General features: G+C 73.9%; 10 protein-coding genes and 1 pseudogene. 5 read left to right on the top strand and 6 right to left on the bottom strand.

The window, feature by feature from the left end; translation table 11 throughout:
* Window positions 1-14: 14 nt before the first annotated feature.
* From MFF21_RS11730 to MFF21_RS11740, 3 genes are all read right to left on the bottom strand, one after another.
* The gene (locus tag MFF21_RS11730) at window positions 15-191 is read right to left on the bottom strand and encodes a hypothetical protein (RefSeq protein ID WP_238311350.1); all 177 of its coding nucleotides are present in this window, start codon (window positions 189-191) and stop codon (window positions 15-17) included.
* A gap of 134 nt (window positions 192-325) precedes the next feature.
* The gene (locus MFF21_RS11735; RefSeq protein WP_238311351.1) at window positions 326-2,500 is read right to left on the bottom strand and encodes a glycosyltransferase family 2 protein; all 2,175 of its coding nucleotides are present in this window, start codon (window positions 2,498-2,500) and stop codon (window positions 326-328) included.
* The gene (locus MFF21_RS11740) at window positions 2,497-3,414 is read right to left on the bottom strand and encodes a class I SAM-dependent methyltransferase (protein ID WP_238311352.1); all 918 of its coding nucleotides are present in this window, start codon (window positions 3,412-3,414) and stop codon (window positions 2,497-2,499) included. The genes MFF21_RS11735 and MFF21_RS11740 overlap by 4 nt, the downstream gene beginning before the upstream one ends.
* A gap of 143 nt (window positions 3,415-3,557) precedes the next feature.
* Here MFF21_RS11740 and MFF21_RS11745 point away from each other — a divergent pair, with 143 nt between their 5' ends.
* The 4 genes and pseudogenes from MFF21_RS11745 to MFF21_RS11760 all read left to right on the top strand — a co-directional run.
* Window positions 3,558-4,475: an aldo/keto reductase gene (locus MFF21_RS11745; protein WP_238311353.1), complete on the top strand. Its 918-nt coding sequence runs from the start codon at window positions 3,558-3,560 to the stop codon at window positions 4,473-4,475.
* Complete coding sequence (locus tag MFF21_RS11750) at window positions 4,465-5,196, top strand: NADPH-dependent F420 reductase (protein ID WP_238311354.1); 732 nt, start codon at window positions 4,465-4,467, stop codon at window positions 5,194-5,196. The genes MFF21_RS11745 and MFF21_RS11750 overlap by 11 nt, the downstream gene beginning before the upstream one ends.
* Window positions 5,193-6,554 (top strand): NTP/NDP exchange transporter, encoded by a 1,362-nt coding sequence (locus MFF21_RS11755; RefSeq protein ID WP_238311355.1) that lies wholly within the window; start codon window positions 5,193-5,195, stop codon window positions 6,552-6,554. The genes MFF21_RS11750 and MFF21_RS11755 overlap by 4 nt, the downstream gene beginning before the upstream one ends.
* A 250-nt stretch (window positions 6,555-6,804) precedes the next feature.
* A pseudogene (locus MFF21_RS11760) lies at window positions 6,805-7,278 on the top strand (sigma factor); the annotation flags it as partial.
* A 27-nt stretch (window positions 7,279-7,305) separates the two neighbouring features.
* Here MFF21_RS11760 and MFF21_RS11765 read toward each other — a convergent pair.
* The 3 genes from MFF21_RS11765 to MFF21_RS11775 are packed head-to-tail and all read right to left on the bottom strand — an operon-like array spanning window position 7,306 to window position 11,052.
* Window positions 7,306-8,730, bottom strand: coding sequence for an MATE family efflux transporter (locus tag MFF21_RS11765; protein WP_238311356.1), 1,425 nt, complete (start codon window positions 8,728-8,730; stop codon window positions 7,306-7,308).
* Window positions 8,727-10,052, bottom strand: coding sequence for a lysine N(6)-hydroxylase/L-ornithine N(5)-oxygenase family protein (locus tag MFF21_RS11770; RefSeq protein WP_238311357.1), 1,326 nt, complete (start codon window positions 10,050-10,052; stop codon window positions 8,727-8,729). Before MFF21_RS11770 ends, MFF21_RS11765 begins: the two co-directional genes overlap by 4 nt.
* A gap of 25 nt (window positions 10,053-10,077) precedes the next feature.
* On the bottom strand, window positions 10,078-11,052 hold the full coding sequence (locus MFF21_RS11775) for a GNAT family N-acetyltransferase (RefSeq protein WP_238311358.1): 975 nt from the start codon (window positions 11,050-11,052) through the stop codon (window positions 10,078-10,080).
* 165 nt (window positions 11,053-11,217) lie between these two features.
* On the opposite strand from MFF21_RS11775, the gene MFF21_RS11780 reads away from it, so the two are divergent.
* Window positions 11,218-14,067, top strand: coding sequence for an amino acid adenylation domain-containing protein (locus MFF21_RS11780; protein ID WP_238311359.1), 2,850 nt, complete (start codon window positions 11,218-11,220; stop codon window positions 14,065-14,067).
* Window positions 14,068-14,102: the final 35 nt, after the last annotated feature.

Here is a 14,102-nt window from a genome sequence, read left to right on the forward strand (position 1 = left end):
CGGGCGGTCCGGGCTCAGGCGTCGCGGAAGGCGGCCGCCACGCCGGCCCTGAGCATCCGCGCCTTCGCCTTCAGGAAGGCCGCCAGGTCCATGAGGGCGAGGATCGCGCCGAAGCCGAGGCGCAGGATCGGGCCGTGCGGCTCGGGCGCCTCCGCGCGATCGTACCAGAGGGGGTCGTCCTCGACCGGCATCGGGGCTCCGGTGGCCTGATGTTTACACTTCCGTTACCAAACCACAGGCGTCCCGCCCTGTCGATGACACCACCGTCGCTTGTTCTTCCGATTCCGACGGGGCGTTCTACGGAGGGCGCCCGCGCCGCCTCCCCTCAGATCAGCTTGAAGTTCGCCTTCGCCCGGCTGAGATTCGGGTTGTAGAACGGGTCGCGGGACAGGCGCTTCTCCCAGCGCTCGACCATGGTCCGGGTCTCCCCCTCGAAGCGGGCGCGCTTCTCGGGGGTGTCCTCGAAGCCGCGGCTCTTCGATTCGTGGTGGATCAGCACCGCGTGCGGGGTCCAGATCACCCGGTAGCCGGCCTGGCCCACCCGCAGGCAGAGATCGATGTCGTTGAAGGCCACGGCGAGCCGCGCCGCATCGAAGCCGCCGACCGCCTCGAACACGTCCCGGCGCATGGCGAGGCAGGCGCCGGTCACCGCCGAGACCTCCTGCGCCACCACCATGCGGGCGAAATAGCCGGGATCCTCCCGCACGATGCCGAGATGGGAATGGCCCGCGATCCCGCCGGCGCCCAGCACCACGCCGCCATGCTGCAGCGTCCAGTCCGGATAGAACAGCTTGGCGCCGACGGCGCCGACCTCCGGCTCCGCGGCGATCGAGACGAGCTCGGTCAGCCAGCCGGGCTCCACCACCTCGATGTCGTTGTTGAGGAAGAGCAGGACGGAGCCGCTCGCGGCGGCCGCCCCCGCGTTCGAGAGCTTCGAGAAGTTGAACGGCCCGGGGCTCTCCACCACCCGCACCCGCGCGTCGTCGCGGTAGCGGTCGAACAGCGCCCGGGTCTCGGGCTCGCGGCTGTCGTTGTCGACGATCACCGCCTCGAGGGCCGGGTAGTCGGTCTTGGTGAGCAGCCCGTCGAGGACGACGCCGAGCAGTTCCGCCCGGTCCCGGGTCGGGATCACCACGGAGACCAGGGGGGCGGGGTCGGGCAGGGCGCGCACCAGCCGGTTGAAGCCCTGGCCGCCGCGCTCGGCCCGGTGCGGCCAGCCCCTCCGGGCGATGGTCTCCTCCAGCGCCCGCAGCCGCGCGGCCTCGGCCACGGCGAGCGCCTTGTCCGAATAGGTGCCCGAGCCGATGGCGGTGCGCCAGTGATAGAGCACCTTCGGGATGTGGTGGACGCGGGCGGCGGGCAGGTCGTCGCCGATGCGCAGGAGCAGGTCGTGGTCCTGGCTGCCCTCGAAGCCGGGGCGGAAGCCCCCGGCCCGTCGGATCCGCTCGGTGCGCAGCACGGTCAGGTGGTTGATGTAGTTCTGGGCGAGCAGGAGCTCCGGGTTCCAGTCCGGCTTGAAATGCGGCTCGAAGCGCTTGTCCCGGGCATCGACCTTGTCCTCGTCCGTGTAGACGAGATCGAGGCCGGGATCGGCCACCAGCGCGGCGGCGACCTCGTGGAGGGCGTGCTCGGGCAGGAGGTCGTCGTGGTCCATCAGGGCGCAGAACGTGCCCGTGGCGAGCGTCAGGGCGTCGTTCGAGGCCCGGGCGATGTGGCCGTTCTCGGACCGGCGCACCAGCCGGATCCGGGGCTCGGCGGCGGCGGCCTTCTCCAGGAGGCGGGCGATGCCCGGCCGGTCGGAGGCGTCGTCGGCGATGCAGAGCTCCCAATGCGGGTAGATCTGGCCGCGCACGGAGGCGATCGCCTTCTCCAGCACCGCCGGGTCCGGGTTGTAGACCGGCATCAGCACCGAGATCGTCGGCGGCGCGGCCCAGCCCGCGAGCGCCGCGCGCATCCGGTCGCGGTCGGCCTGGGTGAGCGTGTCGAAGCGGGCGATCCAGTCGTCGTAGCCGGCGAGCGCCTTCGGCTTGATCGCGGATTCGATCCGGTACTTCGCCCGCAGCCGCCGCTTCAGCAGCCACCACCAGGCCCCCTCCGCCGCGAGCCGCGGCCGGCGGGCGAGCGCCGTGCCGATCAGGCGCGCGGGATGCGGCTCGGCGATGCGGATCTCGGTCAGCGGGGGCAGGACGTCGTCGAAGGTCGGCGCGAGCTCGAGGTGGCACACGGCCTCGGGCAGGATCCCGGTCCAGCTGAAGCGGCCGCTGCCATCCGCCGAGAGCGTCAGCTGCGGCTTGTAGGCCGCCTGTTTCAGGCCGGCGCTCAGGGTCACCCGGCTGAAGGCGGTGCTGGTGGCGTCGCGGAAGCTCACGGTGACGAAGCGGAGGCCGAGGCCCTCCCCTTCGAGGTCGACGAGGCAGCGGGTGCCGCTGCCGGCGAGGGGCAGCAGGCGCGGCGCCTGCCCGCGGCGGAGCAGCGTCGCGGTGGCGGCAGGCGCGCTCATTCGTGGGCGTAGGCGAGATCGGCGATGGCGCCGGCCTCCGCCTCCCAGGCGACCTGGGGCGCGCCCGTCTTCTGCACGAGGCAGGCGGAGGCGAGGAAGGCCTGGCCGTAATCGAGCCCCGCGAGCGGCCCCCCGGCGGCGGCCACCGGCACGGCCATGGCCGGCAGGTCGTAGCCGGCGCCGAGCAGGGTGAAGCCGGTATGGGCGTTGAACAGCCCGCGCCAGCCGTTCTCGGAAAAGCGCCAGAAGTCCCAGGGCTCCTCGTGCAGGGGCCACATCGGGTGCGACTGGATATAGGCGAGGCCGCCCTCCCGCATCACCGCGTTCATCTCCAGGGCCACCTTCCAGGGCAGGAGCAGGTGCTCGAACACCGAGACCGAGAAGACGTAGTCGAACGGCCCCGCCGTCCCGGGGAGTAGGTGGCGGGAGAGATGGTGCGCGTCGCCCACCACGTCGACATTCGGCCCCGCCTTCACGTCGAGGCCGGTATAGGGCAGCCCGTCCGGGAAGTTGGACCGGTAGGAATGGCCGCTGCGCGCCCGCGAGCCGATCTCCAGGAGGGGGCCCGGCGCCTCCGCCACATGCGCGCGGAAGCGCTCGAACAGCGCGCTCATCAGCGGCCGGCCCGGCGGCATCGAGGCGGTGTCCCGCGGGCCGGTGCGGCGCCCGTCCGGCCAGACCAGGGCGAGGGCGGAATCCGGCACGATCACCTCGGCCGTGACGGCGGCGATGCGGAAGCCCCAGTCGCGCGCCCGCGGCCCGAAATGCGGGACGAGATCCTCCCGCGGCGCCCGGGACGCGCAGGTCTTGGCCGCCTTGCCGCCGATCAGCAGGCGCGGCAGCGCGCCGTCGGTCCAGCCGGTCACGACGACGCATCCGCGGAGAATGGCGAAGGTGTCGATCGCGAAACGCATCCGGGGCCTCGAGGAGAGGGCGCGGGTCTAGCCGCGGGGCGGGCGGGGATCAACTCGGGCCGGGATCTCCCTGCGTCCTTTGGCCCTCCGACAGGGCCGTTGCGCGCCCCATGTAGTCCCCGTCCGCCCGGAAGGAGCGCGCCATGCCGTCGTCCCTGTCCCGCCGTTCGCTGATCGCCGCCGCCGCGCTGGCGCCCCTCGCCCCGCCCCTCGCACGGGCCGCCGCGGCGGAGCCGGCCCTGCTCGCGCGAAGGATCCCCTCCTCGGGCGAAAGCCTGCCGGCGATGGGCATCGGCACCTCGCGCCGCTACGAGGTGCCGCCGGTGCCCGAGCAGGTCGCGCCCCTGCAGGCGGCGGTGGAGCGCTTCGCGGCCCTCGGCGGCCGGGTGATCGACACCGCGCCGAGCTACGGCACCGCCGAGGACGTGCTCGGCCTGATCCTGTCCGGGAGCGGCCTGCGCCCGAACATCTTCCTGGCGAGCAAGGTCTCCGAGAGCGGCCGGGAGGCGGCGCTCGCCCAGATCGAGCGCTCGTTCCAGCGCCTGCGCACGAACCGGATCGACCTGATCGCCGTGCACAACCTCGTCGACACGAAGGGCAACCTCGCCCTCCTGCGCGAACTGAAGGGGCAGGGCCGGATCCGCTATCTCGGCGTCACGGTCTGGCGGGACGACCAGTTCCCCGACCTCGAGGCGGTGATGCGCGAGGCCGCCCTGGATGTCGTGCAGGTCAACTACGCCCTCGACAACCGCAAGGCGGCCGAGCGCATCCTGCCGCTCGCCGCCGACCGGGGCATGGCGGTGATGGTCAACGTGCCCTTCGGCCGCGACCGGCTCCTCAACGCCGTCAAGGGGAAGCCCCTGCCCGACTGGGCCCGGCCCTTCTGTGCGAGCTGGCCGCAATTCTTCCTGAAATACGTCCTGGCCCACGAGGCCGTGACCTGCCCCATTCCCGGAACGGCCAAGGTGGCCTACGTCGAGGACAATCTCGGCGCCGCGCGGGGGCGCCTGCCCGATGCCGGCGAGCGCCGGAAGATGGAGGAGCTCATCGATGCCGCTTAACGTTCCGCCGCCCCATCGCCGCGCCGTGCTCGCCGGTCTCTTCGCCGGCGTCCTCGCCCTGCCGCTCGCCGGCCGGGCCTTCGCGGAGAACGGGACCAAGCGGATCGGCATCATCGGCGGCGGCCATATCGGGAGCACCTTCGCCGCGCTCTGGAGCAAGGCCGGCTACGAGGTGCTCGTCGCCTCCCGCCACCCGGAGGAGCTGAAGGGCCTCGTCGAGAGCCTGGGGCCGAAGGCCAGGGCCGGCACGCCGGCCGACGCCTTCGCCTTCTCCGACGCGGTGTTCCTGGCGATCCCCTACAGCGCCTATCCGGCCTTCGCGAAGGAGCATGCCGCCGCCCTCAAGGACAAGATCGTGATCGATGCCGGCAACGCCACCCAGGGGCGGGACGGGGCGGTCTACGAGGAGGTGGCGGCCGAGGGCATCGCCGCGGCGTCGCGCAAGTACCTGCCCGGGGCGCGGATCGCCCGCGCCTTCAACGCGATCAACTACAAGATCTTCGTGGCCCAGGCGAACCGCCCGGCCCCGCGCATGGCGGTGCCGATCGCCGGCGACGACGAGGCCGTGGCGGTCGCCAGGATCCTCGTCGCCGATGCCGGCTTCGACCCCGTCGTGGTCGGCCCCCTGAAGGAGGCGGACAGATTCGCCATGGGCTCGCCGGGCTTCGGCCACGACCTGCCCGCGCCGGAGCTGAAGGCCAAGCTCGGGCTGAAGCCTTGAGCGCGGCCCCCGCCCCCCTCCTGCGCCGGCTCGTCGACATCCGGCCCGGGGAGGGGCGGGCCCTGGCCTGGTCCTGGGCCTATATCTTCGCGCTGCTCGCCGCCTATTACGTGCTGCGCCCGATCCGCGACCAGATGGGCGTGGCGGGCGGGCTCGAGAACCTGCCCTGGCTGTTCCTGGCGACGCTCCTCAGCATGCTCGCCCTGAACCTGCCCTTCGGCTGGCTGGTGAAGCACCTGCCGCGGGCGCGCTTCGTGCCCCTCACCTACCGGTTCTTCGCCCTGAACATCCTCGGCTTCGCCCTGGCCGTCTCCCAGGTCCGGGGGGAGGCGGAGATCTGGGTCGGGCGGGTGTTCTTCGTCTGGCTGTCGGTGTTCAACCTGTTCGTCGTCTCGATCTTCTGGGCGACCGTCGTCGACACCTTCTCGACCGAGCAGGGCAAGCGGCTGTTCGGCTTCATCGCCGCCGGGGCGACCCTCGGGGCCATCACCGGCTCGGCCTTCACCGCCGTGCTCGCCCGGGACGTGCCGACCGCCTGGCTCCTCGTGGCCGCCGCGCTGCTGCTCGAGGCGGCGGTCTTTGCCATGCGCGGCCTCGCCCGCCTCTCCGACGCGCTCCGTGCGGTGCCGGCCTCCGAGCAGGCCCGGGCCATCGGCGGCAGCCCCTTCGCCGGCATCACCCGCACGGTCCGCTCGCCCTACCTGCTCAACATCGCGCTGTTCCTGCTCCTGTTCTCGATCACCTCGACGGTGCTGTATTTCGAGCAGGCGGGGATCGCGAAGCGCAGCTTTCCCGACCGCGCCGCCCAGACCGCCTTCTTCGCCAGCGTCGACCTCGCGGTGAACCTGCTGACCCTGGGCGTGCAGCTCTTCCTCACCGGGCGGATCACGCAGGCGATCGGCGTCGGCCCGACCCTGGCGCTCCTGCCGGCGGCGAGCATCGCCGGCTTCGCGGCGCTCGCCTACGCCCCGACCATCACCGTGATCGTCGCCTTCCAGGTTCTGCGCCGCGCCGGCAACTTCGCGATCAGCCGGCCGATCCGCGAGGTGCTGTTCACCGTGGTGCCGCGGGAGGACCGCTACAAGGCCAAGAGCTTCATCGACACCGTGGTCTACCGCACCGGCGACCAGATCGGCGCCTGGTCGACCTGGGCCATCGGCGCCCTCGGCCTGACCGGATCGGCCGCCGCGCTCCTGGCGGTGCCGCTCTCGGCGGCCTGGCTCGTCAACAGCCTCTGGCTCGGGCGGGCCCAGGAGCGGCGGGCGGAGGCGCGGGCGGCGCAGGACGAAGGGTCGCAGCCGGCAGGAGAGCCCGTGCCCGAGGGCCGGGCGCGCGTGGCCGAGCCGGGACGCGCATGAATTGAGGGCAATCTCCCGGGAGCGAATGTCTCGATATCCCCGTGTTCTAGGGAAGTTTATCCTCAATAAAGGCAAAGTTATAACAATTAAAAACAACAAGTTGTATAAAAGATCAGTTGATACTTCGGCGTGACTGTGCTGGTTTGCCGCTCGACGAAGCATCGTCGCGCATGCCCCGTCGTGCCCTCGCGCGCGCCGGCCGCCGCGATGCGCCCCCGCTCTTTCGGGGGTCGAGACCATGCCGAGGCCCATGCCAACGATCTCGCACGACGCGGCCGGCCGTGCCGGTTCCGGCCGGACCGACGACGGGGCGGCTCCCGGTCCCTGGGGCCTGGCCGCGCTCGCCGCCCGCAAGCCGGTCTATCTGGCGCTGGCCCGCCGCCTCACCGGCTGCCCGGCCCTCGCCGAGGACGTGGTGCAGGACGTGTTCCTGCGCCTCGTCGCCGAGCCGCCCCACCGGGGCCGGGGGGCGATCCCGGGCAAGCCCGAGGCCTATGTCGCCGGCATGGTGCGCAACCTCGCCATCGACCGGGCGCGCCGCCTGCGCTTCGAGGCGCGGGTCTTCACCGATCTCGACGGGGCGGGGGAGGCTGCGGGCGGCCTCACCCCGGAGGCGGTCGCCTCGGACCGGCAGCGCCTGCGCCTCGCCGAGGCCGCCCTCGACGGGCTGCCGGAGCCGGTGCGCACGGTCTTCTGCCTGCACCGGCTGCACGGCGTGCCGCAGAAGGACATCGCCGCCCGGCTCGGCGTGTCACGCGCCCTCGTATGCGGCCTGGTGCGGCGCGGCCATCTCGGCTGCCTCGCGGCGCTGGAGGGGGGCTGCCCCCTGGCGGGATCCGCGCAGGAAGCCGAGGAGGAGCAGGGCCCCGAGCCCGTCAGCGAGGAATTCCGCCGCCAGCCGGCTGCCCAGCACACCGTCGAAGCCGTAGAGCTGCGGTAGCACCAGGAGCGGCGGGATCAGGGCGAGGCCCTGGGCGGAGAGCGAGACCGCCGCGGCCCGCCGCGGCGCGCCGATCGCCTGGAACAGGGTGGCGGCGGAGAGCTGCAGCCCCACCGGCATGAAGGCGAGGGCGAAGGCGCAGAGTGTGCGCGCCCCGGCCGCGATCGTCGCCGCATCCTGCGCCACCAGCCCGACCAGCGGCTCCGCGAACACGATCATCAGGGCGCCGACGACGAGGCCGTAGGCGAGCGCGCTCCCGGTGACGAAGGCCAGAGCGGTATCCCGCCGCCGGTCCTGCCCTGCCCCGTGGGCGAAGCCGAGCACGGCCTGGGCCCCGGCCATGACCCCGAGCAGGGGCAGGGCCGCGACCATGACGAGGCGCAGGCCGAGGCCGAGCGCCGCCACCGCGGCCTCGCCATAGGCGGCGCCCGCGCGCACGAACAACGCCATGGCGAAGGCCGCGAGCAGGCTCGAGGCGGTGACCGGGGCGCCGATGCGCAGGAGCTCGCCCGCGTGAGCCCGGCCCGCCCGCCCCATCCGCCAGGGCGCCCGGAAGGCGATGCGGTCCGGCGGCCGCGCCGTCCGGAAATGCCAGACGAAGGCGAGGGCGGCCGCGCCCTGCGCGAGCAGGGTCGCCCAGCCCGCCCCGACCGTGCCGAGATGCAGGCCCCGGATCAGCAGGGCGTCGAGGGCGATGTTGAGGCCGAAGGCCCCGACCATGACCGCGCCGGAGAAGCGGGCGAGGCCCTGCGCCCGCACGACGAAGCCGCCGACGATCATCACCAGCATCAGGCCGGTGCCGAGGGTCGCGAGCGCGGTATAGGGCGCGGCGGCGGCGGCGAGGGCGTCGTCGGCGCCGAGCAGCCGCAGCCAGAACGGCGCGTCGAGGGCGATCAGCCCGGCGAGCAGGGCACCCGGGGGCAGCACCAGCCAGAAGCCGAGGGAGGCCGCCTCCTCGACGCCGCGCCGGTCGCCGCGCCCCAGCGCCCGGGACAGGATCGAGGCGGCGCCGATCCCGCCGCCATAGCCGAGCGCGGCCACGAGCAGCGTCACCGGATAGGCGATGCCGATCGTGGCGATGGCCGCGGCGCCGAGATCGGCCACGAACCAGGCATTGGCCAGCATCTGCAGGGAATGGGCGGAGATGCCGAGGATCGCCGGCCCGGACAGGCGCAGGATCAACGGCACCACCGGCGCCCGCCCGAGATCGAGGGGCGCGCGAACGGGGGCGCTCACGACGCCCGCAGGGCCGGGCGGTTGGCGGCGCGGGCCTCGGCCTCGGCGTCGAGGATGGTCCGGGCGATGGCGGCGGCGCGCACGGGCAGGATCGAGAGCAGGGTCTCGGTGAGGCCGTGGCTCGCCTCGGCGAAGCCCTGGAGATGCACCGTGACCCGCGGGTCGGCCCGCTCCAGGGGCAGGCGGTAATGCCGGTCGACGGTCTCGCCGGCGAGGAAGGGGCGCAGGCCGTCGAGCAGGGCGGGCAGCGTCGCCCGGGCATAGCCGGTGGCGAGCACGATCAGGTCGTATTCCGCCGTCTCGACCGTGCCGGCGAGGCGGTCGCGCAGGGTCACGCGCAGGCCCCCGGGGCCGGCGGCGACGGCCTCGGCCACCGTGTTGCGCAGGAGCCGGTTGCGGGCCTCGCCCGCGACGCGCTCCTCGTAGAGCGTGGCGTAGAAGCTCTGGATCAGGTCGGAATCGACCACCGCGTAGTTGGTGGCGCGGTAGCTCGCCAGGAGATCGGCCCGCATCGCCTCCGGGGCGTCGTGGACGAGATCGACGCTCTCCGGATCGAAGATCTCGTTGACGAAGGGGCTGTCGTCGGCGGGCTTGAGGGCGGGGCCGCGGATGGCGAGATCGATCCTGGCCTCCGCGTAGCGGCTGCCCGCATCGACCGCGACCTCGACGGCGCTCTGGCCCGCGCCGATCACCAGGATGCGCGGCGGCGCCGTCCGCGCCCGCGGGTCGCCCAGGGCCGCGGCGATGCCCGGCAGGTAGCCCGAGGAATGGATCACCCGGGGATCGGACAGGCCGGCGAAGGGCGCCGGGACCACCGGCTCGCCGCCGGCCGCCAGGACGAGGTGGCGGCAGCGGCGCTGGCGCAGTTCGCCCGCGGAATCGCGGGCCAGGACGCCGATCGCCACGAGGCGCCCGTCCCGGGTCTCGGGCTCCACCGCCTCGACCCGCTCGCCATAGGCGGCGTGCTCGGCGAAGTGGGCGGCGGCCCAGGCGAGGTAGTCGTTGTACTCGACCCGGGAGGGGTTGAAGGTCTTCAGGTTGAGGAAGGCATTCAGGCGGCCCTTCTCGTGCAGGTAGTTGATGAAGCTGAACGGGCTCGTCGGGTCGCGCAGGGTCACGAGGTCCTTGACGAAGCTGATCTGCATGTCGGCCCCGGGCAGCATCATGCCCCGGTGCCAGCCGAATGCGGCCTGGCGCTCCAGGAACAGCATGGAGGGGCGCTCGCCCCGGGCGCGGGCCGCGTCCGCGAGCGCGATCGCCAGGGAGAGATTGGCCGGGCCGAAGCCGATCCCGAGGATGTCGGTGGTCGAGGGAGGCGTCATGGGGGGGCTCTCTGAAGGCGTGAGGTCAGACGGCGGCGGGGCGCGGGGTCGCGTCGGCCGCGGCGGCGCCCGGCACCCAGAGCCGGTCGCGGAAGAAGTGGTCGCGGGTCAGCATCACCAGGGCGGCCCGCTTGTGCGGGAAGTCGACCGTGGCGACGGTGGAGAAGCCGGAGCCGTGCAGGTTGCGGATCTGCTGGGCGTGGTCGGCCCGGGGCTCGCCGACGATCCGCCGGGTGCGGGGATCGTCGAGGAAGAGGAAATGCATCAGCGAGGGCAGCCAGGCGGAGACGTAGCGCCGGCCGCGCACGCCCTCCTCCCCCACCGCGACATGCCAGCCGCGGTCGTAATCCTCCGCCGCGTAGAGCGGGCCGAGGCGGTTCTCCTTGGCCCAGTACAGCTCGAAATAGGCGAAGGGCTTGTCGTCGAGGCAGCCGAACAGGGGCAGCATGTGCGGATCAGCCTGCAGGCCCTTGAGATAGGCGCGGTGCCGGTCGAGATCGCCGCGCTCGTCCCAGATCGCGGCCACGCGGTCGTCGTTCATCCAGCGGGAGAACAGGGCGACGTCGCCGGGCTCGGTCAGGGTGCGGAAGCTGAGCGACTGCCCGAGCCAGGGGATCTCCCGGCGGTAGAGGAGGCCCTCCGGCGCCTCGGGCCGCAGGGGATGGCGCCGGCCGTGGCTGATCGTGGGAAGCTCGGGGAAGGGCGGGCGCGCCTGCGGCAGCCAGCCCTGCGCCACCTGCCAGAGCAGGCCCGGCAGGATCTCGACGCGCCCGCCCGCCCGCCGGGCGGCGCCCTCGGCGACGAGCCGCGCCGCCGCCTCCGGGCAAGGGCCGGGCTCGACCAGGATGCGCGTGACCCCCGCATCCTCCGCCGTCAGCGCCTCCGCCCTGCGCAGCAGCGCCTCGGCCGCCGCGCCCGCATGCGAGGCGGCCTCGAGGCGCAGGACGGGCTCCTTCGCCTCGCCCGTCACGCTCAGGCGCACCGTGTTCTCCTCCCGCACGTCGAACGCTCCCGTCTCATCCCGTGAAGTCCCGGGCTTTCCGCGCCCCGGTCCTTCCATGACGGATGAGCCGCGGGCCGGTTCACGGGCCGCGGCGAAATCGAGCGGAGGCGTTGGGCGGGCGCGGATCGTGAACCGGCCCCGCCCTCATCCGTCTTGTCAGGGATGACCCAGCCCGCGATCCCCGACCCCGTTTCCGAATCCGCCGACTGGAGCGCCGGCCCGCTGATCGTGGCGCAGGACGCACGGGGCCACCGGGCGCTGTGGCCGGCGGAGCGGGCCCTGCCGAAGGGCTGGGACTTCCTGCACGGCCCCCTCCCCCTGGCCGAGGCCAGGGCCTGGCTCGACGCCCCGGAGAAGGCCGGCCCGGCCCCCTCCCCGCCCCGTCCCGCGGCCTGGCCCGCGGGCGTGGACGAGAGCATCCCCGCCAGGCTGGCCCGCCTCGCCCGCGCGGCGCCGGAGCATCCGGCGATCCTGTTCGGCGGGGAGACCCTCACCCGCGGCGGCCTCGACGCACGGGCCGGCCGCCTCGCCGCCGGTCTCATGGCCCGCGGCATCGGCCGCGGCCACATCGTCGCCGTCGCCCTGGAGCGGGGGCCGGAGGCGGTCGCCGCCTTCCTCGGGGTGCTGCGCGCGGGCGCCGCCTTCCTGCCCCTCGACCCGGCCGCGCCCCCGGAGCGGATCCGGCTGATGCTGGAGGATGCGGGCGTGCGCCACGTCCTCGCCCCGGCCGCGCTCGCCGCGCGTCTGGACCTGCCGGCAGGCGCCGCGACGCTCGACCCGGCCGCCTGCGACGCGCCGCCGGGCCCCGAGCCGGCCATCGGTCCGGAGGACCCGGCCTATGTCATCTTCACCTCGGGCTCGACCGGGCGGCCCAAGGGCGTGCTCGTCGAGCACGGGCCGCTCGCCATGCACTGCTTCACCACCGGCGCGGCCTACGAGATGGGCGAGGCCTCGCGGGAACTGCACTTCCTCTCCTTCGCCTTCGACGGGGCGCATGAGCGCTGGATGACGCCCCTGGCCCTGGGCGGGGCGATCGTCCTGCGCGGTCCCGAGCTCTGGACGGCGGCCGAGACGCTCGCCGTGATCCGCCGCCACCGGGTCACCCATGCGGGCTTCCCGACGAGCTATGTCGGCCAGCTCGCCGAATGGGCCGACACCCTCGGCGAGGCGCCCCCGGTCGAGGTCTATTCCTTCGGCGGCGAGGCGATGTCCCAGGCGGTCTTCGCCAAGGTCGGCCGCGCCCTGAAGCCGCGCCTGCTGATCAACGGCTACGGGCCGACCGAATGCGTGATCTCGCCCCTGATCTGGAAGGTGGCGCCGGGCACCGCCTTCCCCGAGCCCTACGCCCCGATCGGCTCCGCGGTCGGCGCGCGGCGGACCTACGTGCTCGGGCCGGACCTAGCGCCGGTGCCCGCGGGCGAGACCGGCGAGCTCTACATCGCCGGCGGCCTGGCGCGGGGCTATCTCGGCCGGCCGGGCCAGACCGCCGAGCGCTTCCTGCCCGATCCCTTCGACCCGGCGGGGGGCCGCATGTACCGCACCGGCGACCGGGTGCGGCTGCGCCCGGACGGGGCGCTCGCCTATGCCGGTCGGGCCGACGACCAGGTGAAGATCCGCGGCCACCGGATCGAGCTCGGCGAGGTCGAGGCGGCCCTGCGCGCCCTCGACACCGTGGCCGAGGCGGTGGTGGTGAAGCGGGAGGGGCCGGCGGGCCCCTATCTCGCGGGCTACGTCACCCCCGCCCGGGGCCGGCGGCCGGAGGCGGGCCGGCTGCGGGCGGCCCTCGGCCGGGCGCTGCCGGATGTCATGGTGCCGGCGCGGCTCGTGGTGCTCGACCGCCTGCCCGTGACCACCAACGGCAAGGTCGACCGCCGGGCCCTGCCCGATCCGGCCGCGGACGAGGCCCCGGCCCGGGCGCCGGAGGGTCCGACCGAGACCCGGCTCGCCCGGATCTGGTCGGAGATCCTCGGCTATCCGGTGAAGGCGGCCGACCGGCCCTTCTTCGAATGCGGCGGCGATTCCCTCTCCGCCCTGCGGCTGGTGGCACGGCTGCGCCTGATCGCGCCCCAGGGCGGCATCGGCGTCGCCGACCTCCTGCGCAACCCGACCATCGCCGCGCTCGCCGAACGGATCGAGGCGGGACGCGGCGAGACCGGGGGCGATGCCCTCGCGCCGGTGGTGGAGCTGAGCCGCGGCGGCGACGGCGCGGCGCCGCTCCTCGTCCTGTTCCCGGGCCTGCTGGTGAGCACCCGGGAATACGAGCCGCTGGTGGCCCATCTCGGCGCCGAGCAGCCGGCCCTCGGCTTCCTCTGCGCCTCGCTGACGGAGGCGGTGCGCCCCCTGCCGGCGGTGGCCGATCTCGCCCGCGCCTATGCGGCGGCGGTGCGCCGGCGGGCCGAGGGGCGGCCTTGCATCTTCCTCGGCTGGTCCTGGGGTGGGGTGCTCGCCTACGAGACCGCCCGGGCGCTCGGCGAGGGCTTCCCCCTCCCCTTCGTCGGCATGCTCGATGCCTGCGGGCTGGAGGCGAATTTCGCGGTTGGCGCCGGCCGGCCCCTCGGGGAGGAGGAGCGGGCGGCGCACGAGGCGATGCTGGCGGAATGGCTGTCCCGCTCCGCGATGCGGGCCGACTGGGAGGCCCTGTTCCCGCGCATGGATGCGGAGGCACGGGGGCAGTTCCTGCGCTTCCTGGCGGCCGAGCCGCAGCCCCTGGCCGCGGACGGCCCGGAGGTCGGCAGCCGCGAGCGCATCCTCTGGACGCTCGTCGACCACGCCCTGCAGTTCCGGGCCCTGCGGCTCGGCCCGAGCCGGGTGCCGGTGCGGGTGTTCCGGGCGAGCCGCTCGGTGGCGGAGGGCCTGCCGATCCTCGACTGGTCGTGCCTCACCCCGAACCTGCTCTCCGACGAGACCATCCCCGAGACCGACCATCTCGACATCGTCCTGTCGCCGGCCTTCCATGCCCGCTTCGGGCATTGGCTGGCGGCGGCGCGGGAGACCCGGCGGCCGGCGGCCTGAGCGCCCGGCCGTCCCGAACCTGGATCGAAAGGAGC

Origin of the sequence: Methylobacterium organophilum (genome assembly GCF_022179465.1) — a bacterium.
Classification (GTDB): Bacteria; Pseudomonadota; Alphaproteobacteria; order Rhizobiales; family Beijerinckiaceae; genus Methylobacterium; species Methylobacterium organophilum.